22 protein-coding genes and 1 pseudogene are annotated in these 23,323 nt (G+C 75.1%); 14 read left to right on the top strand and 9 right to left on the bottom strand.

Annotated elements, in window-relative coordinates; translation table 11 throughout:
* Complete coding sequence (locus tag ABT403_RS15120) at nt 1-1,068, bottom strand: NAD-dependent epimerase/dehydratase family protein (protein WP_344161069.1); 1,068 nt, start codon at nt 1,066-1,068, stop codon at nt 1-3.
* 221 nt (nt 1,069-1,289) lie between these two features.
* Between ABT403_RS15120 and ABT403_RS15115 the strand changes: the two genes are divergently transcribed.
* The 5 genes from ABT403_RS15115 to ABT403_RS15095 all read left to right on the top strand — a co-directional run bounded on the left by ABT403_RS15115 (nt 1,290) and on the right by ABT403_RS15095 (nt 6,551).
* Nucleotides 1,290-2,480 carry a nucleotide disphospho-sugar-binding domain-containing protein gene (locus tag ABT403_RS15115; RefSeq protein WP_344161072.1) on the top strand — a complete coding sequence of 397 codons (1,191 nt, stop codon included), beginning with the start codon at nt 1,290-1,292 and terminating at the stop codon, nt 2,478-2,480.
* Between the two features lie 157 nt (nt 2,481-2,637).
* Nucleotides 2,638-3,834: a nucleotide disphospho-sugar-binding domain-containing protein gene (locus ABT403_RS15110; protein ID WP_344161075.1), complete on the top strand. Its 1,197-nt coding sequence runs from the start codon at nt 2,638-2,640 to the stop codon at nt 3,832-3,834.
* A gap of 71 nt (nt 3,835-3,905) precedes the next feature.
* A complete protein-coding gene (locus ABT403_RS15105) occupies nt 3,906-4,739 on the top strand; it encodes a class I SAM-dependent methyltransferase (protein ID WP_344161078.1) in 834 nt (277 codons plus the stop codon).
* A gap of 13 nt (nt 4,740-4,752) precedes the next feature.
* Nucleotides 4,753-5,694 carry an ABC transporter ATP-binding protein gene (locus tag ABT403_RS15100; RefSeq protein ID WP_344161081.1) on the top strand — a complete coding sequence of 314 codons (942 nt, stop codon included), beginning with the start codon at nt 4,753-4,755 and terminating at the stop codon, nt 5,692-5,694.
* Nucleotides 5,691-6,551, top strand: coding sequence for an ABC transporter permease (locus ABT403_RS15095; RefSeq protein WP_344161084.1), 861 nt, complete (start codon nt 5,691-5,693; stop codon nt 6,549-6,551). The genes ABT403_RS15100 and ABT403_RS15095 overlap by 4 nt, the downstream gene beginning before the upstream one ends.
* A gap of 51 nt (nt 6,552-6,602) precedes the next feature.
* Here ABT403_RS15095 and ABT403_RS15090 read toward each other — a convergent pair whose 3' ends face one another.
* From ABT403_RS15090 to ABT403_RS15080, 3 genes are all read right to left on the bottom strand, one after another.
* Nucleotides 6,603-7,892 (bottom strand): ATP-grasp domain-containing protein, encoded by a 1,290-nt coding sequence (locus ABT403_RS15090; RefSeq protein ID WP_344161087.1) that lies wholly within the window; start codon nt 7,890-7,892, stop codon nt 6,603-6,605.
* Between the two features lie 87 nt (nt 7,893-7,979).
* On the bottom strand, nt 7,980-9,119 hold the full coding sequence (locus tag ABT403_RS15085; protein WP_344161090.1) for a nucleotide disphospho-sugar-binding domain-containing protein: 1,140 nt from the start codon (nt 9,117-9,119) through the stop codon (nt 7,980-7,982).
* 92 nt (nt 9,120-9,211) lie between these two features.
* Nucleotides 9,212-9,403 carry a hypothetical protein gene (locus tag ABT403_RS15080; protein WP_344161093.1) on the bottom strand — a complete coding sequence of 64 codons (192 nt, stop codon included), beginning with the start codon at nt 9,401-9,403 and terminating at the stop codon, nt 9,212-9,214.
* An 84-nt stretch (nt 9,404-9,487) separates the two neighbouring features.
* Between ABT403_RS15080 and ABT403_RS15075 the strand changes: the two genes are divergently transcribed.
* The 6 genes from ABT403_RS15075 (at nt 9,488) to ABT403_RS15050 (ending at nt 15,869) form a co-directional block, all read left to right on the top strand.
* On the top strand, nt 9,488-10,798 hold the full coding sequence (locus ABT403_RS15075; protein WP_351649032.1) for a nucleotide disphospho-sugar-binding domain-containing protein: 1,311 nt from the start codon (nt 9,488-9,490) through the stop codon (nt 10,796-10,798).
* A gap of 5 nt (nt 10,799-10,803) precedes the next feature.
* Complete coding sequence (locus tag ABT403_RS15070) at nt 10,804-11,985, top strand: nucleotide disphospho-sugar-binding domain-containing protein (RefSeq protein ID WP_344161099.1); 1,182 nt, start codon at nt 10,804-10,806, stop codon at nt 11,983-11,985.
* Nucleotides 11,986-12,033: 48 nt separating this feature from the next.
* Nucleotides 12,034-13,191, top strand: coding sequence for a glycosyltransferase (locus ABT403_RS15065; RefSeq protein ID WP_344161102.1), 1,158 nt, complete (start codon nt 12,034-12,036; stop codon nt 13,189-13,191).
* On the top strand, nt 13,191-14,411 hold the full coding sequence (locus ABT403_RS15060; protein ID WP_344161581.1) for a nucleotide disphospho-sugar-binding domain-containing protein: 1,221 nt from the start codon (nt 13,191-13,193) through the stop codon (nt 14,409-14,411). The genes ABT403_RS15065 and ABT403_RS15060 overlap by 1 nt, the downstream gene beginning before the upstream one ends.
* Entirely contained in the window at nt 14,411-15,655 is a 1,245-nt protein-coding gene (locus ABT403_RS15055) for a nucleotide disphospho-sugar-binding domain-containing protein (RefSeq protein ID WP_344161584.1), read from the top strand. The genes ABT403_RS15060 and ABT403_RS15055 overlap by 1 nt, the downstream gene beginning before the upstream one ends.
* 79 nt (nt 15,656-15,734) lie before the next feature.
* Entirely contained in the window at nt 15,735-15,869 is a 135-nt protein-coding gene (locus tag ABT403_RS15050; RefSeq protein WP_351649041.1) for a DUF6059 family protein, read from the top strand.
* A gap of 340 nt (nt 15,870-16,209) precedes the next feature.
* On the opposite strand, the pseudogene ABT403_RS15045 reads toward ABT403_RS15050, so the two are convergent.
* Nucleotides 16,210-17,157 (bottom strand): annotated as a pseudogene (locus tag ABT403_RS15045) (MarR family transcriptional regulator); the annotation flags it as partial.
* A gap of 1,465 nt (nt 17,158-18,622) precedes the next feature.
* Here ABT403_RS15045 and ABT403_RS15040 point away from each other — a divergent pair.
* The 3 genes from ABT403_RS15040 to ABT403_RS15030 all read left to right on the top strand — a co-directional run bounded on the left by ABT403_RS15040 (nt 18,623) and on the right by ABT403_RS15030 (nt 20,906).
* On the top strand, nt 18,623-19,069 hold the full coding sequence (locus tag ABT403_RS15040; RefSeq protein WP_344161105.1) for an XRE family transcriptional regulator: 447 nt from the start codon (nt 18,623-18,625) through the stop codon (nt 19,067-19,069).
* 95 nt (nt 19,070-19,164) lie between these two features.
* Nucleotides 19,165-19,713: a hypothetical protein gene (locus ABT403_RS15035; RefSeq protein WP_344161108.1), complete on the top strand. Its 549-nt coding sequence runs from the start codon at nt 19,165-19,167 to the stop codon at nt 19,711-19,713.
* Complete coding sequence (locus ABT403_RS15030) at nt 19,710-20,906, top strand: MAB_1171c family putative transporter (RefSeq protein WP_344161111.1); 1,197 nt, start codon at nt 19,710-19,712, stop codon at nt 20,904-20,906. Before ABT403_RS15035 ends, ABT403_RS15030 begins: the two co-directional genes overlap by 4 nt.
* A gap of 56 nt (nt 20,907-20,962) precedes the next feature.
* Here ABT403_RS15030 and ABT403_RS15025 read toward each other — a convergent pair whose 3' ends face one another.
* The 4 genes from ABT403_RS15025 to ABT403_RS15010 all read right to left on the bottom strand — a co-directional run bounded on the left by ABT403_RS15025 (nt 20,963) and on the right by ABT403_RS15010 (nt 23,189).
* Entirely contained in the window at nt 20,963-21,241 is a 279-nt protein-coding gene (locus tag ABT403_RS15025) for a coiled-coil domain-containing protein (RefSeq protein ID WP_344161114.1), read from the bottom strand.
* Entirely contained in the window at nt 21,238-21,609 is a 372-nt protein-coding gene (locus ABT403_RS15020; RefSeq protein WP_344161117.1) for a hypothetical protein, read from the bottom strand. The genes ABT403_RS15025 and ABT403_RS15020 overlap by 4 nt, the downstream gene beginning before the upstream one ends.
* Entirely contained in the window at nt 21,606-21,875 is a 270-nt protein-coding gene (locus ABT403_RS15015) for a hypothetical protein (protein WP_344161120.1), read from the bottom strand. Before ABT403_RS15015 ends, ABT403_RS15020 begins: the two co-directional genes overlap by 4 nt.
* A gap of 87 nt (nt 21,876-21,962) precedes the next feature.
* The gene (locus ABT403_RS15010; protein WP_344161123.1) at nt 21,963-23,189 is read right to left on the bottom strand and encodes an alpha/beta hydrolase family protein; all 1,227 of its coding nucleotides are present in this window, start codon (nt 23,187-23,189) and stop codon (nt 21,963-21,965) included.
* Between the last annotated feature and the right edge of the window lie 134 nt (nt 23,190-23,323).

Genomic DNA, 23,323 nt, shown 5'->3' with positions numbered 1-23,323 from the left:
TTACAAGGGGAAACGCGCTTCGGGCGGCGCTTCGGGCAGCGCTTCGCGGACGAAGGCGCCGATGCCCTCCTCGAAGGGGACCGTGGGCCGCCAGCCCAGCTCGGCCCGGAGCCTGGCCGGCGAGGCGACGATGTGCCGCACGTCGTCGAAGCGGTAGCGGCCGCTGACGCGGGGCTCGGGCAGCGATCCCAGGCGCGACATCAGCCGGGCGAGCTCGCCGACGCTGCGCGGCGTCCCGCTGGCCACGTTGTAGGCCCGGAAACCGGGCCCCTCGCGGTGCAGCGCCGCCGTGTTGGCCGCCGCGACGTCGTCCACATGGACGAAGTCGCGCATCATGGCGCCGTCCTCGTAGAGGTCGATGGGGACGCGGTCGCGCACGTGCGACTGGAAGGTGCAGGTCACCCCGGAGTAGCCGGAGTCCTGACGCATTCCCGGGCCGTAGACGTGGTGGTAGCGCAGCGCGGTGGCCGTCGCGCCGGTCTCGGCCGCCCAGGCCGCCGCCAGGTGCTCCTGGGCCAGCTTGGTCGCACCGTAGACGTTGCGCGGGTCGAGGCGGCCGTCCTCGTCCACGGTCTCCGGGGTGAGGGCCGCGGCGCAGCGCGGGCAGCGCGGCGCGAAGCGGCCGGCGTCGAGGTCCGCGCGCGCACGGGGACCGGGCGAGACGGCGCCGTGCTCGGCGCAGCGCCACTGCCCCTCCCCGTAGACGATCACCGAACTGGCCATCACCAGACGGCCGATGCCCCGGCTCTGCATCTCCTTCAGCAGGACCGCGGTGCCCAGGTCGTTGCACCCCGCGTAGAGCGGCGCGTCCGCGAAGTCGTTGCCGCGGCCCACCGCCGCCGCCTGGTGACACACGGCGTCCACACCGCGCAGGGCGTCCCGGACGGCGGCGTCGTCGCGTACGTCGCCGCGGATGTTCTCGGCGCCCTCGGGCCAGGGCACCGGCCGGTCCGCGTACACATGGGGCAGCGCGGCGTCGAGCACTCTCACCCGGTGCCCCTGCGCGACCAGCGCGGCGACCACATGGCGGCCGATGAAACCGGCGCCTCCGGTGACGAGCACGTGCATGACGATCCTCCGTAGCCATCGGGCCTCTCTACGCCCCCAGTCTTCGGCGGCCCGTTCGAGCCCGGTTCGACGATGGTTCGACCCGGACTCCAGCACCCCCCGTGGCGCGGCCGCGACCTGCGCCTTCGAGTGGGTCAGGACTCGAACTCGAATTCAACGGGCGCGGTGACAGTGACCCCACCCGCAGCCGTCGCCGACGGCCAGAACCCGCAAGGAGACCCATGGCCCGCCCCCCGCACGAAGACGCCCGCTCACCCCGACGCGTCCTGTTCGTCAGCTGGGGCTGGCGCACCCATCTGTACCCCATGGCCCCCTGGGCCTGGGCGCTGCGCGCCGCCGGGCACGAGGTCGCGGTGGCCTGCCAGCCGTCGCTGGTCCCGGCCGCGACCGCGCTCGGCCTGCCGGCGGTCGCGGTGGGGCCCGACGTGGACGTGCTTCCCGACTTCCGGCGGCTGGTCATCGGCGGTGAGCCCGGTGCGCGCCCCGGCGCGGAGCCCGCTCCCGGCCGGGTGCCGCGGGCGCTGACGCTGTTCGCCCGCCTCGCCGACCTGATGGCCGACGACCTCGTCCGCTACGCCCGGACCTGGCGGCCGGACCTGGTGGTCTTCGATCCGACGGCCCTGGCCGGGCCCCTGGTCGCGGCCGCCCTGGGCGTGCCGGCGGCCCGGTGCCTGTACGGGCCGGACCTCATGTACGGCATGCGGCACCTGCTGCCGGAGCTGCTGGAGCCCACCTGCCGACGCCTGGGCATCAGCGGGGTGAACCCCATGGGCGACGTCACCCTGGACCCCAACCCCACCTGCCTGGCCCTGCCCACGGATCCCGCACGCCTGCTCACGCGCTACGTGCCCTACAACGGGCCGGAGTCCGCGCGGCCGGTGCTGGGCGAGTCCCCGCGCCGCCGGGTGTGCGTGACCTGGGGGCACACCATGTCGGCGCTCGACGAGCGGCACTTCCTGACCGGCGAGGTGGCCAGGACCGCGGCCGAACTGGACGTCGACGTCCTCGCCCTGGTCTCCGGCGCGCAGTTCCCGCTGCTGGGCCGCACCCCGCGCAACGTGCAGGTGCTCGTGGACACACCGCTGCACCAGGTGCTGCCCCACTGCGACCTGCTGGTCTCCCAGAGCGGTGCCGGCTCGGTGCTGACGGGGCTCACCTCCGGGGTCCCCCAGGTGGGCGTCGGGCAGCTGCCCGACCACCTGGCCATCGCCCGGCGGCTGGCGGCCGGCGGGGCCGGCAAGGCGCTGGCCGGGCCCGAGGCCACACCGGAGGCCGTCCTGTCGGCCGTCTTCGACGTGCTGGAACGGCCGTCCTTCACCGAACGGGCCCGCGGGGCACGGCGGGAGAACACCGCGCGCCCCGCGCCGGCCGACCTCGTCGGGGCGCTGCTGGCCACCACCCGGCCGGCCTGATCCGGCCGATCCATCCTCCAACCGCCCCCCAAGCGGCGGTGGGACGTTGGGGCCCTCCTCCGCTGGAGCCCCTCCTCCGTCGAGGCCGCGCTCCCGCGTCGAGGCCCCTCCTCCCCCGCTCCGCCGCCCAGCGGCGGGTGAAAGGACGAAGAAACGCATGCGCGTGCTGTTCACCGCGTGGGCCTGGCCCCCGCACTACTACCCGCTGGTCCCGCTGGCCTGGGCGATGCGCAACGCCGGGCACGAGATCCGGGTGGCGGGTCCGCCGGCCCTCGCCGACACCATCACCCACTCCGGACAGCCGGCCGTGGAGGTGGGCCTGGACGCCGACTTCAGCGAGATGACGCGCGGCACGATGAAGATCGACCGCGACGCCCCCGCCACCCCGGAGCTCTGGCGCGAGCTGCGCAAGCCCAAGGGCGAGCGGGCGCTGAAGATGTTCGCGTCGATCGCCGACACCATGGTCGACGGTCTGGTGGACTTCGCCCGCGCCTGGGAGCCCGACCTCGTCGTGCACAGCCCCACCAGCTACGCCGGGGCGATCGCGGCGGCGGCCGTGGGCGTGCCCAACGTACGGGTGCTGATGGCGCCCGACATCGCCTACCGAGGCCGGCACGCCGAACCCGCCCTGCTGGCGGACATGTGCGCGCGTTTCGGCGTCACCGACGTGAACCCGCTGGGCGCGCTCACCGTCGACCCGTGCCCGCCGCGCATCCAGATCCCCTCGGAGTACCCGCGCCAGCTGATGCGCTACGTCCCCTACAACGGGCCGGCCGAGATGCCGCACTGGCTGCTGGAGCCGCCCACGCGCAAGCGCGTGTGCATCACCTGGGGCACCACCCTGGCCGCGGTCAACCCGAACCTGGTGCTGGCCGGCCGCATGCTGGAGGCGGTGGCGGACCTGGACGCCGAGGTCATCGTGACGGTGGCGCCCAGCCACCGCGAGTTCCTCGGGCCCGTGCCGGACAACGTCCGCGTGGTCGAGGGCCTGTCGCTGCACCTGCTGCTGCCCACCTGCGACCTGATGATCCACCAGGGCGGCAACGGCACCACCATGACCGCCATGGCGAGCGGCGTACCGCAGCTGATCGTCCCGCAGTTCCCCGACCAGGCGTTCGTCGCCGAACGCATGGCGTCCGCGGGCGCGGCGGACGTCCTGCTGCCCGAGGACGCGGACGCGGACACCGTCCGGGCGCGCGTGCGCGACCTGCTGGAGAACCCGCGCTGGGCGCGTGACACCGCCCGCCTGCGGGCGGAGGCCGAGGCCCTGCCCGCCCCGACCGACATCGTCCCGGTGCTCGAGGAACTCGCCCGCACCGGCCGCGCACGGCCCACCGGGGCCCCGGCCGCCTGACGGCACCCGGGCCGCCCGACGGCGCCCGACCTCCCCTGATACCGCCGACCAGCGAAAGAGAGCAGAGACGCATGCTGGCACGCAAGGAACTTCCGCAGGAGTTCGCCGACTGGAACAAGAAGTGGGGCGCGCCCTACGGTCACCGATCGGCGCGGCTGATCGAGGAGGGCGGGCGCCCCCGGCAGCTGCCCGCCGAGGCCGTGAAGGATCCGGGCCACCCCGACAACGGACCGTTCGCCTTCCAGTACGCGAGCGGCACCCGGGTGCACGAGTACCCGTGGATGTTCGCCGCCGCCGGCCTGGAGCCGGGGATGCGGGTGCTGGACGTCGGCAGCGGGCTCAGCGGCCTGCAGTTCGTGGCCGCCAAGGCCGGGTGCGAGGTGGTCAACGTCGACCCGTCCGCCCGCGACGACTACAACGTGTGGACCGACCCCGGCTACCTCCCGCTCAGCCCCGAGCTGCACCAGCGGATCAACGAGACCTTCGGCACCGACGTCCGGCTGATCGCCGAACGGCTCCAGGACGCGGACCTGGAGCCGGAGAGCTTCGACCGCGTGCTGTGCCTGTCGGTCCTGGAGCACCTCGACGCGGCCGAGGCCAAGGAGGTCATCGAGACCGGTGCGCGCCTGCTGCGCCCGGGCGGTCTGATGGTGCTGACCGTCGACCTGTTCCTGGACCTGAAGCCCTTCGGCGTCCTGGACCACAACATGTGGGGCGTCAACCAGGACATCGGCGCCGCGATCGCCGACAGCGGCCTGGTCCTGGAGAGCGGCGACCCGCGCGAGCTGCTGGGCCTGCCCGAGTTCGACCTCGACCACGTGGTCGAGCTGCTGCCCGAGCTGCTGGTCTCCCCGTACTACCCGGTGACGAGCCAGTCGCTGACCCTGCGCAAGCCGCAGGCGTGAGGTGGGCGGGCCAGTGATCGCGGCCGAGGGGCTGCGCAAGACGTACCGGACCGAGCGGGGTGAGCGCGAGGCGGTCCGGTCGGTCGATCTGGAGGTCGCGCCCGGCGAGTTCTTCGGGCTGCTCGGCCCGAACGGGGCCGGGAAGTCGACGACCATCGGCATGCTCACCACCCTGGTGCTGCCGACCGGGGGCAGCGCGCGGGTCGCCGGGTTCGACGTGGTGCGCCAGGCCCGGGAGGTGCGCCGCCGCATCAGCCTCGTCCACCAGTCCAACGCCGTGGACCGTGAGCTGACGGTGCGGGAGAACCTCGAATTCCGCGGCCGGTACTGGGGCGTGGGACGCCGGGCGGCCCGGCTGCGGGCCGATGCGCTGCTGGAGCAGTTCGGGCTCGGCGACCACCGCGACGCGCTGTTCTACCAGCTCTCCGGCGGGCAGCTGCGGCGCATGGTGATCGCCAGGGCCCTGGTGCACAGCCCGGAGGTGCTGTTCCTGGACGAACCGACCGTCGGCGTCGACGCCCACAGCCGCGTCCACCTCTGGGAGGTGCTGCGCGAGCTGCACGGCCAGGGCCAGACCATCGTGCTGACCACGCACAACCTGGACGAGGCCGAGCGGTTGTGCCGGCGCGCGGCGATCGTCGACGAGGGCCGGGTCCTGGCCTGCGACACCGTCGAGGCCCTGGTCGCCCGGGCGGGCGGCGAGGTGACGGTGCGCGCCACCTACGACGGTCCCGTCGACCCGGCCGCGCACCCCCCGGGCCGCCCGCGCCCGGGGGACCGGGCGCACGCGCGGGGCGCGACGGTCGAGGTGGTGACCGCGCAGCCCGAGGGGCTGCTCGGCGAGCTCATCGCCCTCGGCTCCGCCGCCGGACGGCGGCTGCTGGACGTGACGACGTCGAGGCCGGGCCTGGAGAGCGCGTTCCTCGCCCTGGCGGGAAGGACGTACCGCGCATGAGCGCTTCCCCGACCCCGTCCGCGCCGGCCGCGCACGCGCCGGCCGGGAGCATCCCGCCGGTGCGCGCCGGGCGGGTCTTCGCCGCCTTCGTGGCGCGGGACCTGCGGGTGGTCTTCCGCAAGCAGCTTCTCTCCTTCCTGACCCGGGTGCTGGTGGAGCCGCTGACACGGATCTTCGTCTTCTCCTACGTCCTGCCGGCGGTCTCCGCGACGGGGCGGCCGTCCGGCGGCCCCTCGGTCGCCACGGTGCTCGCGCCGGGGATGCTGGCGACCACCATCCTGTTCGCCGGCATCCTGGGCGTTTCCATGCCCATGATCACGGAGCTGACGTACCCGAAGACGATCCAGGACCGCCTGCTCACCCCCGTGCCCGTCTGGTCCGTCGGCGCGGCGCGGCTGGTCAGCGGCACGGTACAGGCCCTGGTGTCGGTGCTGCTGGTGCTGCCCGTCGTGATGTTCGTGCACGCCCCGGGCCAGGCGCCCGACATCGGGCTGTCGCACTGGCCGCTGCTGCTGACCGTCGTCCTCTCCGGAGCGGTGCTGGCGTCCGCGATCGGGCTGTGGCTGGGCACCGCCGTCCAGCCGTCCCAGGTCAACGTGCTGTTCGGCCTGGTGATGATGCCCATGATGATGCTCGGCTGCGTCTACTACCCCTGGGCCTCGCTGGAGGCGCTCCCCTGGCTCCGGCACCTGGTGCTGCTCAACCCGGTGGTGTACGTGAGCGAGGGGCTGCGCGCGGCCCTGAGCCCGGCGGCGGCGCACCTGAGCCTGTGGGCGGTGCTGCCGCTCCTCGTCGCGGGCGCCGCCCTGGTGTCCGTCCTCGGCCTGCGGGCCTTCCGGCGCGCGGCGCTGGACTGAGGGCGCGCCACGACGGAGGCGGGGCCGGTCGCAAGACCGGCCCCGCCTTCGTCATGCCGCGGGTTCGTCCTCCCCGAAGCGGTACGAGATCTCGACCCGCTCGGCGACCCGGTCGGCCAGGTCCAGCAGGGAGGGCAGGTCCGGTGCCCGCGCGCACAGCAGGTAGGCGATACTCCCGGCCGGCCGCATCGGGTCCGGGCGCTGCCCCGCGGCCAGCAGCGGGACGAGGTGGAGCACGCCCTCCAGGCGCGCCGCCTCCCGGATCCCTCGGACCGCGGTCACCTCGCGGGCGTCCGCCGGCGCGTAGGCGCGCAGCACCAGGGAGGCGCCGTCCAGGCGGTCCGGCAGCAGCGGCCGCTCGCCGAGGGCCACCCTGGCCGCGTCGGTGAGGTAGTCGTACCCGAACGGCCGCAGCGCCAGGGGCAGGGCGAAGCCGAAGCGGCCGTTGACCTCGATCACCCGGGGGCCGGCCGCCGACAGCTTCACCTCAACGTGCACCGCCCCGTGGTACGCGCCCACCGCGCGGACGGCCCGCTCGGCCACGCCGGCCACCTCGTCGTGCAGCCGTGGGGGCAGCGCCGAGGGCACGATGTGGCCGGCGTCGCGGAAGGGCGGCGCCTTCGGCGGCTTGGCCCCGACCACCACGTGGTGGACCTCCCCCTCGAACATCAGGAACTCGACGGAGAACATGTCGTCCAGCCGCGGGTCCTCGGGGTGCGGACGGTCGCCGCCGAGGTACTCCTCCAGCTGGAAAACGGGCGGCTCGCCCGGCTGCGGCGGGTCCTCGGCGTAGACGCGCTGCCCTTCGCGCAGGCAGTGCTCCAGTTCGGCCGGGGTGGCGACGGCGAAGGTGGTCGTGCTGCCCATGCCGCGCACCGGCTTGAGCACGGCCGGCAGGGGCACGGTGCGCAGCGCGCGCGGGATGTCCTGCGGGCCGTGCAGGACCGCCCAGGCGGGAGTGGGTATCCCGGCCGCCCGCAGCCGCTCCCGCTGTACGTCCTTGCGCAGCAGGGCGGGGACGGCACGCGTGGGGTGGTGGGGCAGCCCGAGCGCCCCGGCCACGGCGGCGGCCTCGGCGAGCACCAGCTCACTGCTGGCCAGTACCCCGTCCACCCGGTGGCCGGCGGCGAACTCCAGGGCGGCGGGGACGAGTTCCGCGCAGTCGGTCACCTCGATCACCGGCCCGAGCCGCGCCAGCCGCTCCAGTTCCGCGGGCCCGCCCGCCGTGCGCGGGCCCAGCACGACTAAGGCGATGTCCACCCCCAGCGTCTCGACCACCCGCTCGGCCTCCTCCGGCCCGAGCGGTGAGACGGCGTGCAGCACCAGCAGCCGCTTCTTCATTGCCTGTTCACCTCCGTGTAACGCCCTCGCGGGCAAACCCCAGGCTGCGTTCCGCTTATGGGGATGCCGTCGAGCACCACTGAGGACTCAGGCCGCCGCGGGTCCGCCCGGGCGGGTGAGGGTGCGGACCACTTCCGCCGGACCGGGCAGGCGGCGGCTCTCCTCGCTCAGGGCGCGGGCGGACGCGCGGTGGGAGGGGGTGGAGAGGATGCGCAGCGCGGCCGCGCGGATGGTCTCGGCGGTGGCGTCGGCGAGGTCCAGGCGCTCCCCCGCGCCCGCGCCCGCGACCAGGGAGGAGATGAGCTTCTGGTCGGGCAGCTGGGGGATCATCAGCTGCGGGGTGCCGCAGGAGACAGCGGTCAGCGCGGTGCTGGGGCCGGCCTGCGAGACCAGCAGGTCGCAGTGGGGCAGCAGGGCGTGCAGCGGCATCCGTTCGACCACGCGTACGTTGCCGCCCGCGCCGGCGAGGCGGTGGAGGTCGCTGCCGGCCACGGTGGCGACCACCTCGACGGGCAGGTCCGAGACGGCGGCGACGATGCGGTCCAGGACGAAGGCGTAGTGGGCCAGGCGCGAGCTGGTGGTGCCGTAGGTGACGCAGATCCGCGGCCGTCGTGGTGCCCGGGCCGTCCAGGCGGGCAGTGTCGCCGAGCCGTTGAAGGGCACGTACCGCATCGGCAGCCGCTCGAACGCTCCGGGCACCTGCAGGCGGGGCGGGCAGTGGTCGACGGTGGCGGCCCCCGTGGTGTCCAGCGCGTCGAGCCCCAGGCGTTCGGCGAGGGGGGTGAGCGCCGCCGGCTCGAAGGACCGTACGTACGAGAGGATGTCGACGCCCCAGAGGTGGCGGACCGCCGGGATGCCCAGCAGCCGGGCGACCATCGGCGCGGCGTAGGTGCTCTCCTCGAACACCACCAGGTCCGGCCGCCAGCGCTCCATGACCTCCCGCAGCGGGTCGGCCATGAGCCCGGCGATCGCCGCGTAGCCGGAGACGGTCCGGGAGGTGCGCCCGTCGCCGCGTACCGCGGGGTCCACGGCCAGCAACGCGTCCACGACGGGCGTCAGTTCACGGTCGCCGCCGAGGGCGATGCCGGGCAGGCCCGAGGCGCGGACGGTCGGCATCAGCGAGGGCTGACTGGCGACGCACACCTCGTGGCCCGCCGCGCGGAACGCCCACGCCAGCGTCACCAGCGGCTGGTAGTGCGTGGGCCAGGCCCACGTGGTGAACAGCACGCGCATACGGTCGGTCCCGCCTTCCTCGCCCCAGGCTCAGGGCGTCCCCCGCACGGTGGCAGGCGGCGATCCAGACCGTGACGAGGATGGAGTCAGCGGCCGCGCCGCAGACGGACGGTGGCGGCCGTACCCACCCAGACCGTGAGGACGACGATGGCGACCGCCATGGACGTGAGGACCTGGGTGGACACGGCCTTCGTCAGGTAGAGGCCGATCCACACCATGGACAGGGGAAAGGCCGATCCGATCCACGCGGCCAGCGGGAAACGCTTCTCTGAGGACATGGGTACATTCCTTAGTTTCTGTGAACAGGCCTTCTGAGCTGCCTGTTCGTCATCCTGCGGGAACCGTGTGGCCCGTACAACCGGGTGGCAGGCCCACCTCAACGGATCTGGACGTATTTTCCAGACCCTTGTCCCAGCCTTGGCAATCCCAATGGAGTGTGCAACGAAACAGCGGAGGTTCGAGACAGCGTGCGCGTCGTCTTCGCATCCTGGGCCTGGCCCTCGCATCTGCTCCCGCTGACGCCTTTGGCCTGGGCCTTTCGCGCGGCGGGACACGAGGTCCTGGTGGCCACCCAACCCCCGCTGGTCGGCGCGGTGACCGCCGCCGGGCTGCCCGCCGTCGCGGTGGGATCGGCGATGGACCACACCCGGCTGCTGGGCAGCGCCATGCGGCCGCTGCACCCGGACGCGGCCCCCGCCCCCGCGCCCGCGCCGGTTCCGGCGCCGGGCAGGCGGCGTCGCCTGGGGCTGTCGGTGCGCGTCGCCGAGGACATGGTGGACGGCCTCGCGCGGCTGTGCGCCGCGTGGCAGCCCTCGCTGGTGCTGCACGAGCCCACGACCTACGCGGCCCCGCTCGCGGCGGCCTCCCTGGGCATCGCCCACGCGCCGGTGTTGTGGGGCGTGAACTTCCACGACGCGGCCCGCGCCCATGAGGCGGAGGCCTTCGCCGGGCTGAGCGCCCGGCTGGGCGTCGACGGCTTCGACTCGCGCGGCCTCGTCACCGTCGACCCGTGCCCGCCGTCGCTCCAGGTCCCCTCGGCGCATCCGCGGCTGGGGCTGCGGCACGTCCCCTACAACGGCCCGGGCGTGGTGCCGCCCTGGCTGCGCCGGCCGGGCCGCCCGGACCGCCCCCGTATCTGCCTGACCTGGGGCGTGTCCCCGCACTGGGCCAACGAGGACGAGCACGCGCGCGCGGTGGAACAGCAGCACCGGCTGATCGCGGCCCTGGCCGGACTCGACGTGGACATCGTCGTGGCGACCTCCTCGCGCGAGGCGGTCGACGAGACCCGGCTGCCCGCCGACGTACGCGTGGTGGAGCGGCTCCCGCTGCACCTGCTGCTGCCGGGCTGCGATCTGATGATCGCCCGGGGCGGCGCCGGATCGATGATGACGGCCCTCGCCGCCGGTGTGCCGCAGCTGTGCGTGCCGCAGTACGTCTCCGACCTGATGCCGGCCGAGCGGCTCGCCGCCACCGGGGCCGCACTGTCGCTGGGCGACACCCCCACCGACCCCGAGGCCGTGCGCGACGCGGCCGCGCTGATGCTGCGCACGCCCGCCTTCGCCGGGGCCGCCGCGCGGCTGCGGGCCGAGGCGGAGGGCCTGCCTTCGGCCGCCGCCGTGGTGCGCCGGCTCACCGCCATGGTGAGCGGCGCCGAGCGGCCGATGGGCGGTTGAGGACGATGCGCATCCTGTTCACCGCATGGGGCTGGAACACCTGCTACTACCCGCTGGTGCCGCTGGCCTGGTCGGCGCGGGCCGCCGGGCACGAGGTGGTGGTGGCCACGCAGCCCGGCCTGGCCGCCACCGTACGGCGCTCGGGCCTGCCCGTCGCCGCCGTCGGCACGGACGTCGACGCCGGCGCGATGATGGGCGGCTTCCTCCAGCGGCTCGCCGACCGGGGCAGCCGAGACCCGCAGGGCTGGGAGGAGATGCGGCGCTTCGGGGTCCGCAACTGCTGGCTGAACGTGGCGGTGTGCGGGGCGATGGCCGAGGGCCTGTGGGAGTTCGCCTCCCGCTGGCGCCCCGACGTCATCGTCCACGAGGCCACCACCTACGCCGGCCCGCTGGTCGCCGCCCGCCTGGGCGTCCCGGCCGTGCGCCACACCTGGGGCATCGACTACGCCTACCTGCTGCGCGAGTTCGAGGAAGAGGCCCTGGCCCCCTTCCGTGAGGCCTGGGACCTCGGCCCCGTCGAGACCCTCGGCGCGCTGACCGTCGACCCCTGCCCGCCCAGCCTCCAGCTCCCCGAGAGCGCGGCGGTCCCCGCCCCCGTGCGGCGGCTGCCCATGCGGTACGTGCCCTACAACGGCCCGGGGCGCCCGCCCCGGTGGCTGCTGGAGCCTCCGGGCGCGCCCCGGGTCTGCGTGACCTGGGGCATGTCCTCCGGCCGCTTCGACCCCGGTCAGGTCGTCATCGACCAGGTCATCCGCGCCGTCGCCGGGCTCGGCGTGGAGGTGGTGGCCGCCGTCGCACCCGCCGACCGCGCCCTGCTGGGCCCCCTGCCGCCGGGCGTCCGCGTCTGCGAGGACATCCCCCTCCACACGCTGCTGCCGACCTGCGACGCCCTCATCTCCCAGGGCGGCCTCGGCACCCTCATGACCGCCCTCGCCGCCGGGGTCCCCCAGGTCGTCGTACCCCAGACCACCGACCGCCTCGTCAACGCCGAGCAGCTGACGCGCAGCGGCGCGGGCCTGCACCTGATGCCCGACGACGCCACCCCGGCCGCTCTGCGCGCCGCCCTCACCCGCCTCCTCACCGAACCCGCCTTCCGCGGCGGTGCCCGCCGTCTGAAAGCCGAGCACGACGCGCTCGCCACGCCGAGCGACGTCGTCGGCGCGCTCGAACGGCTAGGGCCCGTCTGACCATTCCCGACGCCCCCGGCTCCGAGCCGGCCGATCTGAAAGAGCCCGATGCGCACGCTGTTCGTCTGCTGGGCCTGGCCCTCCCACCTGTACCCCATGGTCCCGCTGGCCGGCGCGGCCCGGGCGGCCGGGCACGAGGTGCTGGTGGCCTGCCCGCCCTCGCTGCTTCCCACCGCCCTGCGCACCGGGCTGCCGGCCGTCGCCGTGGGCGGGGACGTCGAACTGGGCCCCACCGTCCAGCGCGTGATCGACCGCGCCAGGTCCGGCGACCGCGCGCGCCGGCCGCGGCCGCCGGGGCAGAAACCCCCGACCCCGCTCGACTTCTTCGCCACCACCGCCGAGGCGATGGCCGACGGCCTGCTGGAGACCTGCCGCCGCTGGCGGCCGGACCTCATCGTGCACGACGCCACCACCTACGCCGCCCCGGCCGTGGGCGCCGCCCTCGGCATCCCCACCGCCCGCCACCTGTGGGGCGTCGACTTCACCCACCGGTTCCGGGACTTCGAACCGGAGGCCTTCGCCGCCCTGCACCGCCGCCTGGGGGTGGAGGGTCTCGCCCTCAGCGGTGACACGCCCACCCTCGACCCCTGCCCCCCGGGGCTCCAGGTGCCGGTGGACTACCGGCCCCACCGGCTGCGCCACCTCCCGTACAACGGCTCGGGCCGCTTCGCGCACGACCTGCCGGCCCGCTCCCCGCGTCCCCGGCTGTGCGTCACCTGGGGCACCACGAGCAGCAGCCTCGACGGTGCGGACCCCGTCCTCACCGAGGTGCTGCGCGCCGCCATGGACCTGGACGCGGACGTGGTGTTCGCGACCACGGGCCGGGACTCCGTGCCCGCGGAGCTGCCCCCGCACTGGCACACCGCCGTCATGCAGCCGCTGCACCTGCTGCTGCCCCACTGCGACGCGGTCGTCAGCCCCGGCGGCTCGGGCACGGTCATGACCGCGGTGACGGCCGGGCTGCCGCAGGTGTGCGTCCCGATCCTCCCCGACCAGGAGGTCACCGCCGAGCAGCTGGTGGCCTCCGGCGCCGGGCTGCGGGTCGGGGTGCGCGAAGCCGGACGGGAATCCCTGTACGAGGCCCTGCGGGCCGTGCTCCACGACCCCGGCCACGCGGCCGCGGCGCGCGGGCTGCGCGACGAGGCGCTCGCGCAGCCGACGCCGGTGCAGACGGTGCGGGTCCTGGAAGAACTGGCGGGCGTGTGATGCGGGTCCTGCTGACCTCCTGGTCGTGGCCGACGCACTACTACTGGCTGATGCCCATGGCCTGGGCCTGCCGGGCCGCCGGGCACGAGGTCCTCGTCGCCGTACCGCCCGCCGGGGTGGCGGGCGCGGCCCGGGCCGGGCTCCCGGTGGTGCCCGTGGGGTCCGACTTCGACGAACTGCCCGTCATCGCCAAGTACTACTGGTCCTCGCCGATCGCCGAGATCTCCGCGCGCGGCGGCGAGGTGGACTGGGAGCGGATGCGGGCGGCGGGCGAACGACCGCTGTCGGTCTACGCCCTGCTCTCCTCCTTCATGCAGGACGACCTGCTGGCGCTGACCCGCTCCTGGCGGCCCGACGTCATCGTGTACGACGCGGTGAACTACGCCGCGCCGCTGGTCGCCGCCGCCTGCGGCGTCCCGGCCGTCCGGCAGATCTGGGGCGTGGACTTCAGCTCGCGGCTGGCCCCCTTCGCGCCGGAGGCCCTGGCCCGCCACCGCGCACGGCTGGGGCTGGGCGAGGACGAGGGGGACGTGCTGGGCGCGCTCACGCTGGACCCCTGCCCGCCGAGCATGCAGCTCGACGACGGGATCCGCCGGCTGCCCGTACGCCATCCGCCCTACAACGGGCCGGGCCGGGCCCCGCGCTGGCTGCTGGAGCGGCCGCGCAGGCCGCGCGTGTGCGTGACCTGGGGAACGGTCTCCCACCTGTTCGGCGACCGCCTCTTCCCGCTCGCCGGGGTGCTGCGGGCGCTGTCCGGCCTCGACGTCGAGGTGGTCGCGGCGGTGTCCCCGCGCGACCGGGCCGAACTGGGCCCGGTCCCGGCCAACACCCGGGTGGTGGAGAACCTGCCGCTGCACCTGTTCCTGTCCGGCTGCGACCTGGTCGTCTCGCACGGCGGCGGGGGCGTGGTGGGGGCGGCGATCGACGCCGGGGTGCCACAGCTGACCGTGCCCCGCACCAGCGAGCAGGTCCTCATCTGCCGCTCCCTGGCCGGCACCGGGGCCGGCGAGATGATCGCCCTCGACGACGCCTCCCCCGCCCTCCTGCGCGAGCAGGTGGTACGGCTGCTCGGCTCGGCCGCGCACCGGGACGCGGCCCGCGCCCTGAGGCGGGAGGCGCGGGCCCAGCGCCCGCTGAGCGCGGCGGTCGCCGATCTGGAGGCGCTGGCCCGCGCCCGAACGGCCGGGGGGCCGATGCGGGGGGACGCGCCGTGCGTGTGATGTTCGCCCTGTGGAACTGGCCGACGCACTACTACCCGCTGGTGCCGCTGGCCTGGTCGGCGCGGGCGGCGGGGCACGAGGTGGTGGTGGCCACGCAGCCCGGCCTGGCCGCCACGGTGCGGCGCTCGGGCCTGCCCGTCGCCGCCGTCGGCACGGACGTCGACGTCCCCGCCCTGATGGGCCGCTACGTGCGGCGCGCCGCCCGCCGGGGCGGCCTCAATCCTCCGGGCTGGGAGGAGATGCGGCGGTTCGGGGCGCGCAACTGCTGGCTGAGCGTGGCGGTGTGCGGGGCGATGGCGGAGGGCCTGTGGGAGTTCGCCTCCCGCTGGCGGCCGGACGTGATCGTCCACGAACCCACCACGTACGCGGGCCCGCTGGTCGCGGCCCGGCTGGGCGTTCCGGCCGTGCGCCACACCTGGGGCATCGACTACGCCTACCTGCTGCGCGAGTTCGACGAGGAGGCCCTGGCCCCCTTCCGTGAGGCCTGGGACCTGGGCCCCGTCGAGACCCTCGGCGCGGTGACCGTCGACCCCTGCCCGCCCAGCCTCCAGCTCCCCGACGGCGGCACGGTGCCGGTGCCGGCCCGGCGGCTGCCCATGCGCTACGTGCCCTACAACGGCCCGGCCCGGGTGCCCGGCTGGCTGCTGGAACGCAAGCGGGCGCCCCGGGTGTGCGTGACCTGGGGCATGTCCTCCGGGCGCTTCGACCCGGGCCAGGTCGTCATCGACCAGGCCGTACGGGCCGTGGCGGGGCTCGGCGTGGAGGTGGTGGCCGCGGTCGCGCCGGCCGACCGCGGCCTGCTGGGCCCCATGCCGCCGGGCGTCCGGGTGGTCGAGGGCGTGCCCCTGCACGCCCTGCTGCCGACCTGCGACGCCCTGGTCTCCCAGGGCGGGCTCGGCACCGTCATGACGGCCGTCGCCGCCGGCGTCCCGCAGCTCCTCGTCCCCCAGACCTCCGACCGCCTGCTCAACGCCGAGCGGCTCACCGCCACCGGGGCGGGCCTGCGCCTGCTGCCCGACGACAACACCTCCCGGTCCCTGAGGGACCACGTCAACGCCCTGCTCACCGACCCCGTCCACACCGCCGCCGCCCGGCGCCTGAAAGCCGAACAGGACGCGCTGCCCGACGGCAACGCGATGGTGCGGCTGCTGCCCGGAGCGGTGCGGGAGGCCCCGTACAGGAGTGCTCGTATGCCCATGGAAGCCAGCCGTCCCGCCCAGACCCCCGGGGGTGCCCGTGCCTAGGTCCCTCAGTGCCTTCCTGCGGGTGCTCAGCACGGGTCTGCTGGTCCTCGGCTCCTTCTACTACGGCCCGATCGGCCTGATGTTCGAGGAGGCCAGGGAGGAGGCTGACCGGCTGGAGGGGCCGCCACCGGGGCATCCGGAGCGGCTGGTTCCGCAGGTGGGGATGTCAGCCGTCGAGCGGGCGCTGTGGGGGCAGCTGGGTTCCCTGGGGTGAACCGGCGCCCCACCGGGGGGCGTTCTCCACTTGTGTCAGACCCGGCCACCGGCAGGGCGGCCGGTCCCAGCCGGGCCGCCTCCTCGGACCGGGCCCGGGCGTGGTCGGGCCGCCCGTCGGGCAGCCGGGGATACGGACGCCGGGACTCCGCTCCGCGCCTGTCCCGCCGGGGAGTGCGCAGCCACCGGCGCTCCTCCAGCCAGCGCCGGTACACGGCGACGTCCCGCGCGGCCCGGGCCGCGCGCCGCGCCCCCCTGCCGTGGCAGGAGGAGGCCCGCGCCGCCCGCGCCAGGGCCCCGCGCCCCGCCACCCTGGCCCACCGGCCGCGCCCGTCCCGCTCGACGAGCCCGCAGGCGGCCAGCCGTCGCAGGTGCCGGCGCACGGTCGCGGGGACGTAGCCGGTGCGCTGCGCGAGCCGGCCGCTGGTGCACGCCCCGTTCCGCAGCTGGGCGTACGTACGGAAACAGTGGTGGCCGAGCTCCGACCACAGGTCACTGGCCGCTTCGCGCTGGACGCCGCGCAGGGCGCGCCCGAGGGCGTGTCCCGGGGCGGTTCCCGGCGCGGTTCCTTGGGTGGGCGGGTGGGGAGCGGACCGCGGGGCGACGGCGCAGGTGTGGTGCGGCCGCCCGGTGCAGCGGTGTGCGCCGGCCAGGGCCAGGGTGCGGGCGTGCTGCCGGCGCCCCGGGGCGGCGGGCACCTCCTCCCGCAGCCAGCCGTCGTCGATGAGCCGGTGGATGGCGGCGTTGGCGGTCTGGTGGGAGTAGCCGGACAACTGCCCGGCCCGGCGCACGTCGAGGTCGACGCGCGGGCTCCCGGCGGTCACCGCGAGCAGCGCCCAGGAGCGCAGGACGGCGAGGTCGGCGGGGCCCGAGGGGCGCGACCAGCGCTGCGGTCCGGCCTCCTCGATGCGGTCCAGGAGGTCGGCGACGGCGGCGGCCGCCTCCCTGCGGGCGGGCGCGGCGGCGCCGGGCGCCGGGGCGGGCAGGCGGGCGGCGCGGTGGACGGCGTGCAGCCACTGCCGTTCGAGGAGCCTGGCGGTGGCGTCGGCGGTGCGGGGGTGCCGGGCGCCGCCGGCCCCGCGCTCGGTGCGCAGGGCCTCCAGACCGGGCGTGTCCTGCGGGGAACGCAGGAGCGCGGCCACGTCCGCGTGGCGGTATCCGGCCAGGGCCAGCCCCAGCAGCACGCTGAAGCAGACGGCGGAGTGGTCGGCCTCGGGCGCGAGGGGCGTGCGCAGCCGCAGCCAGGTCCCGGCCGCCGGCGTGCGCCGGTCTCCGCGCAGGTGCGGCATGCCGTCGGCGTCGGCGCACACCGGCCGCGGCGCCCCGGCCGCCGGACCCTGCCGGACGCTGGGCGGCAGGGCGGGCGAGGCGGCGCCGGGGCGGCGGGCGGGCCCGTACCGGCGGGCGGGCACGGGGCGGGCATCCGTCCCGGGACGGGTCCGCTCCTGCGGACGGGTCCGCTCCGCGGGGCGGGCGGCGGGCCGGTGGGACGCGACGGGGCCGCCCGGGGCTCCGGCGAGCGCTTCGAGGTGGTCGGCGAACTCATGGAAGGAGGCCACCGGGGAGCCGGTGCTCAGCAGGCCGATCGCGTCCTCGACGCCGTGCTCGGCCAACTCGGCGTACCCGCCGAGGCGGTGGGCGGATCCCGGCACCCGCATACCGCCGGTGGCGGGGTTGGTCCAGGGCGTGACGTCGACGGTGCGCAGCACGCCGCGGGCCTTCAACTCCCGGGCGAGCGCGGTGAGACGCTCCACCAGGGCCCGGGGCAGCGGCTCCTCGGCGGCGAGCCACACGTGGCGGCCGCCGCCGGGCCCGGAGCGGACGGGCACCGCCCAGATCCCGGCGAACGCGGCGATCCGGGCCACGGTCAGCGCGTCGGAACGAGCCGCTCCGGCTCCGTACCGGGAGGCGTCCAGGTCCCACGGCAGCAGCCGCTGGCCGCCGAGCCGAGTGGCCGTCAGATGCATCAACGCCGGGCGGTGCGGCTCGGCCCGGGCGAGCGGGACGCGGCGGTCGTACCGGTTGCTCCAGCCGCCGTCACCCGGCGCGGGCGCGGCGAGGCGGATGTACGGGCGGGGCGAGAGGGCGCGCAGGAAGCGCGCCTGGATCTCGTACGGATCCGGGCCCGTGGCCCCCGGTACGCGCGCGGGCGCGGCGGGGGCGGGCAGGATTGGTCCGCCATCGTTGGATATTGCTACGATGACACTGTCTCCACAGCTATGCGGGCATGCGCCATCGCGCGACCGGGTGTTGGACCCGGTCGCGGTATGACGGTGCCGGTTGGAAATGGCTTGGAGGAGCCGGAACGCTCAGCGGTCAGGTTGGTAGCCGGGGTGCTGGGATTCCATGGAGGTCCGGGGGCGAAGCCGCGGCCGGTGGGCAAACCGGCGGCATCTTCGCCCCTGTCCGTTGTGGCTCGACACGCGGTCAGTGGGCCACGGGCGGCTCCGGCGGACGCGGAACGGGGAGCGGGGCGGCGGCGTGGGCGCCCGAGCACCGGACGCCTGCGCGGACTTCGGTCCGCCACATGGGCCCTGAGCGGACAGATGACCCGCTCGCATGTTTCCATTGAGAAACAGACACCACTACCCCCCGGAACTGGCACCCCTTGGTCAGTGGGGCAAGTCCGATTGTAGGCACTGATCGTTTCTGCATGGAAACAGCCTCGCCCGTGAAGCATCTCACGGAGCGAGATCATTTCACGCCGCACGGGCGTGCCTCGACGGAACACCGGGCGAACCGAACGGAGCAGCAGTGACAGGAGACGGAGACGCCGTGGAGGGCAGCGCCACACGTTCGTCACTGGCCGACAAGATCGACCGCCTCATCAGGATCGTCACCCCCGAGGGCGGTCCGGCCCCGTCGTACAACGAGATCGCCCGCGCGATCGACGAGGCCGCAGGCGAACGCGTCATCTCCCCGAGCTACATCTGGAAGCTGCACAAGGGCGAGGCCGACAACCCCCGGCTGAACCATCTCGAAGCCCTCGCGGGCTACTTCGCCGTCCCCACCGAGTACTTCTTCAACGACGCGGTGGCCGACCGCGTCGACGAGCAGCTGCGCCTCCTGCAGATCCTCAAGGGCGGCCCCATCCGCACCCTGGCCCTGCGCGCCAACGACCTGTCCCCGGAGAGCCTGCGCATGCTCGGCGACATGATCAACCGGCTGCGCGACCTGGAACAGCCAGACACAAAGCACTAATTAACCAAAAGACCTGCTTCTGCTTAGACTCCTCATTCCGGCTGAATCAGGGCTTCCGACCGAGCCCGGCCGTCGTGATTCTGGGGGACAGGGCCGTGCCCATCTGGAGAAGTACCGCGCGAAGACAACGCCAGCAGCTGCGCGCCCTGCGCGGCACCTGCGAGGCGCTCCTGGACTCCCTGCCGCTGCCCCGCGACGTCGACGTACGGACCTTCCTGGACAGCCTCGCCGAGCACCGGGGACGGCCGATCGTCGTCCAGCCGCTGCCCGGCGCGGGCGGTGTCGGCACCCCTTGCGGCGTCTGGTTCGCCACCGAGAAGGCCGACTACATCTGCTACGAGCCCGACACCTCGGCCCTCCACCAGGACCAGATCATCTTCCACGAGTGCGGGCACATCCTCTTCGACCACCGCGTCGGCATCGACCTCTCGGAAGCCGAACGCCTCCTCCCCGACCTCGGCCCGTCGCTGATCCGGCGCGCCCTGGCCCGTACCGCCTACAGCAACGACCAGGAGAAGGAGGCGGAGATGCTCGCCTCGCTCCTGTCCCTGCGCACCCTGCGCCGGCCGCGCGCCCGCGACGAGGGCATGCTCGGCCGGCTCCACGACAGCCTGGGCCGCCCGCACCGCGGGGGCCACCGGTGATCGCCCTGGAGGAGACCGTCGTCGCGGCCCTGTGGGCCGTCGTGCTGTGGCGCTACCCGTCCGTCGGACAGGGCCGCAAGCCCCGCGCCCTGTGGTGCACCTTCTGCGCCCTCGCCACCGCCCTGACCCTGCGCGTGCCGAGGATCATCCGCACCGTCGAGGACGGCACCGGCATACCCGACCTGACCGTCCTGCTCATGCACCTGTCGGGCATCGCGGCCATCGGCTTCCTGCTCACCTGGATCGCGGCGATGGTCTCCGGCGACCACACCCGCGTCCTGACCCCGCGCATCAACCTGGCACTGACCGCGACCGTCTCCACGGCCCTGACCGTCCTCTTCTTCAGCGTCGACCGCCCCCGGGGCCAGGACCCCTTCCTCGCCCACCAGTCCACCCCTCCGCTGGTGGCCGCCTACCTGTGGATCTGGTTCTGCTACCTCGGCATCGCCATGGCCCTGGCCTCCGCCCTGTTCCTCCACGCCTTCAGGCGCTCCGCGCGCGGCCTGCTGCGCGCGGGCCTCGGCGTCATGTCCGCCGGCTGCGGCATCGGCGTCCTCTACACGGTCTTCCGGCTGCTCTTCCTCCTCGAAAGCCACCGCGCCGGCGCCTTCACCTCGGACACCACCACCGAGGAGATCGCGGAGGTCATGCAGTTCGCGGCCATCCTCACCATCCTGGCCGGCAGCACGCTGCCCGCCGGCGAGACCCTGTGGCGGCGCGTCCGCACCTACCGGCGCCTGCGCCGGCTGCGCCCGCTGTGGCGGGAACTGACCACCGCCGTCCCCCACGTGGTCCTCGGCGAGCCCCCCACCGCCGGCGACGACCTCCTCGCCGGCGACGACGCGCGGCTGCTGCTGCACCGGCGCGTCATCGAGATCCGCGACGCCGCCCTCGTCCTGCGCGCCCACGTCCCGCCCGGTCTGCACCAGCGCGCCCTGGCCGCCGCCGCGGAGGCCGGACTCACCGGCCCCGACCGGCAGGCCCTCGCCGCCGCCGTGGCGCTGCGCTGCGCCGCCCGGGCGGAACTCAGCGGCGCCGTCCCGCCCGACACCCCCGCGAAGGACTTCCTCCAGACCCCCGACGGCGAGACCGAGGACACCTGGCTGACCCGCATCAGCGCGGCCCACCGCTCCCCCACGTCCCACACCCTGGCGGACCACCTCACGCCCACACCACAACCGGCCGGAACCTGACCTCCGGGGCGGGGGTGCCGCTCTCCCCACGCCCGGCGCCAACCACTGGTCGGCTCTTAGAGCAGGTGTGGTGGCGGCACGACCACGACGACGACCAGGAGGCGCGGCCGTGCCCGGTGGAGAGCCTGGGTCTCGAACCATCCTCCGGACGGCAGGATGTGGCGCCGCGCGGTCCCGGGCGTCTCCTCGCCGAGCTCGGCCGGGTCGATGCCGAGGTTGGCGAGCTCGACGATCTGATCGGCGAGGACCCGCACCTCCTCACGGACCGCCTTGGGGAAGCTCAGCTCGTCCTCGGCCTGGAACGCGTAGTCCCATGTCCACAGGGCCCCGGTCACCGGCCTCCGTCCCCGGCCGGACGGAGGCCGGCCTCGACGGCGGCCGCGCGGCGGATGGCACTGATCTCGGCGGCGATGCCGCGGACCGCTTCGAGGTCGGTGGCATCGCACGCCTCGGCCTCCAGGGCGCGGAGCCGGGCGGCGGTCCGCGGGTGCCGGGCCACGGCCACTTCGACGGCCCACGCCTCGGCGAACACCCGCAGTGGTGTGGCCGAGGTCTCGGCGCGGGCGCGGGCCGTCGCGGCGGCGCGCTGCTCGTCGAACAGGGCCAGCATGCCCGGGGCGACGTGGGCGAGCACGGCGCGGATCGCCTCGGCCTGGACGGGCGGCTGTGGCAGCGGCGCCGGGTCGTGTGCCGGCTGGCTCATGCCGCGACCTCCTCCCCGTTCGACCCGTGCTCGGCGGCGAGGGTCAGGACGTGCTGCCGCGACCAGCCGACCCGGGCGCCGACGGCGCCGGCTCCTCCGCGACCATGGCGGGCGGCGATCCTGCCCGCGGCTTTCGCGAGCTCGGCGCGAGCCTGGTCGGCTGCCTCGACGCGCTTCTGCAGAGCACGGGCCAGCCGGTCGAGCTCGGCGGCCTCGTCGGGGTCGAGGACCGCCTGCCGGGCCCGGGTGCGGGGGGTGTCCGTCATGGGGAAAGCCTGCACCCCACCCACCTGAACCGCAACCTGGATTGTCATTAAGGAGTACGCGTCACAGGTTCCCGTCCCGTGGTGCGCTCAGGGGAGGAACGTCACCGCCGGGAAGGCCGGGGACGGGGCGTCGAGGAGCGGGCTGCGGTGGTGGCGGAGGTGTTCGTCGAAGAAGGCGAGGGGGTAGGCCTGCTGGATCCTCACCGCCTCGCCGGGGTCGAGGGTGCCGATCACGTCCCGGAGCTGTTGCCCGGTCCAGCCGCGGAGCCGTGCCACCTGGGGGAACAGTGCCTCGTTGTCGCCGTAGGAGAGGTGGACGGCGCCCTGCGCCCGCACGTTCAGCCGCCAGCCGCGCAGGTGCGACCAGAACGCGGCGGCTTCAGGGTCCGTGGCGCGGGTGAACGCGGCGGTCATCATCATGAAGGGCCGGTGCAGGTCGCCGGTCAGGGGCGGGTTCATCCGCATCGGGCCGTCGAGGCTGAGCCCGGCCCGGAGGCGTTCGTCCGCGAGCACGGCGCAGGCGGTGGCCGTCCCGCCCTTCGACCAGCCGAACGCGCCCATGCGCCGCGGGTCGAGGGAGCCGGGCAGCCCGGCCGGCAGTGCCCCGCCGTCGGCGTCGGGGTTGCCCCCGGCGGCGATCCGCTCCACGCAGTCGAGGACGAACCGCAGGTCGGCGGCGAAGTCTCCGGGCAGCGTCGGCGCCTGCGGGTCGTCCAGCGGGACGGCGATCCTCCCGTCGGGGAACTCGGTGTAGCTGTCGTACTGGTGAGCCACCGTCACGACGGCGTACCCGTGGCTGGCGAGCTGCTGGACCATGACCGTGTGGTCGCCCTGGTGGCTGTGCGCCCCGTGGGAGAACACGAGGACGGGCAGCCGCCGGCCCGTGCGCAGCACCGGGGCGCCGACGTGGCCGGCGGTCAGCGGTCCCAGGGGGGCCAGGTCGCCGAACCCGACGTCGTCGAGGAACGCCCGGAACGCGCCCGCCGGCATCCAGGGGGCCACCGGGTACCGGTGGACGTCACGGGCGGGGTACCAGACGGCGGCCATCAGCTCGCGGAAGTGCCCGGGGCCCGCGAGGGCGTCCGGACGCGACCGGTCGACGAGGCGCAGCCGGGCCGTGCCCACCGGATGCGGCCCGGTCGGCGCGGGCAGCGTGAGCCGCGCCGCCCCCGTCCCCGGCTCCGCCCCGGCCGGGGCGGCCCACGCGGGGCCGGTGGCGGCGGCGAGCGGCACGGCGGCCCCGGCGGCCAGCGCGGCTCCCAGCATGCCGCGGCGCGTCATGCCCCTCCGGCTGATGAACGGCGTGGTGGTCAAGAGCCCTCCCCCGGTCGTCAAGCGTGCCGCGCGGTCGGTCCGCGGGCACGGGGGAACCCTGCCACCCGCCCGCGCGACGCGGCATCGGCCCACGGGATTACGCCCCGGGGCGGGTGCGGCCGCACTCTGGCGGG

Source organism: Streptomyces sp. NPDC000075 (assembly GCF_040301925.1).
GTDB classification, from domain to species: Bacteria; Actinomycetota; Actinomycetes; order Streptomycetales; family Streptomycetaceae; genus Streptomyces; species Streptomyces polychromogenes.
This window is presented reverse-complemented; position numbering and strand designations above follow the sequence as displayed.

Coding starts and splice junctions, on each gene's coding strand:
- ABT403_RS15120 (WP_344161069.1), bottom strand. CDS start 1,068: ATGCACGTGCTCGTCACCGGAGGCGCCGGTTTCATCGGCCGCCATGTG.
- ABT403_RS15115 (WP_344161072.1), top strand. CDS start 1,290: ATGGCCCGCCCCCCGCACGAAGACGCCCGCTCACCCCGACGCGTCCTG.
- ABT403_RS15110 (WP_344161075.1), top strand. CDS start 2,638: ATGCGCGTGCTGTTCACCGCGTGGGCCTGGCCCCCGCACTACTACCCG.
- ABT403_RS15105 (WP_344161078.1), top strand. CDS start 3,906: ATGCTGGCACGCAAGGAACTTCCGCAGGAGTTCGCCGACTGGAACAAG.
- ABT403_RS15095 (WP_344161084.1), top strand. CDS start 5,691: ATGAGCGCTTCCCCGACCCCGTCCGCGCCGGCCGCGCACGCGCCGGCC.
- ABT403_RS15090 (WP_344161087.1), bottom strand. CDS start 7,892: ATGAAGAAGCGGCTGCTGGTGCTGCACGCCGTCTCACCGCTCGGGCCG.
- ABT403_RS15080 (WP_344161093.1), bottom strand. CDS start 9,403: ATGTCCTCAGAGAAGCGTTTCCCGCTGGCCGCGTGGATCGGATCGGCC.
- ABT403_RS15070 (WP_344161099.1), top strand. CDS start 10,804: ATGCGCATCCTGTTCACCGCATGGGGCTGGAACACCTGCTACTACCCG.
- ABT403_RS15065 (WP_344161102.1), top strand. CDS start 12,034: ATGCGCACGCTGTTCGTCTGCTGGGCCTGGCCCTCCCACCTGTACCCC.
- ABT403_RS15060 (WP_344161581.1), top strand. CDS start 13,191: ATGCGGGTCCTGCTGACCTCCTGGTCGTGGCCGACGCACTACTACTGG.
- ABT403_RS15055 (WP_344161584.1), top strand. CDS start 14,411: ATGTTCGCCCTGTGGAACTGGCCGACGCACTACTACCCGCTGGTGCCG.
- ABT403_RS15050 (WP_351649041.1), top strand. CDS start 15,735: ATGTTCGAGGAGGCCAGGGAGGAGGCTGACCGGCTGGAGGGGCCGCCA.
- ABT403_RS15020 (WP_344161117.1), bottom strand. CDS start 21,609: ATGAGCCAGCCGGCACACGACCCGGCGCCGCTGCCACAGCCGCCCGTC.
- ABT403_RS15015 (WP_344161120.1), bottom strand. CDS start 21,875: ATGACGGACACCCCCCGCACCCGGGCCCGGCAGGCGGTCCTCGACCCC.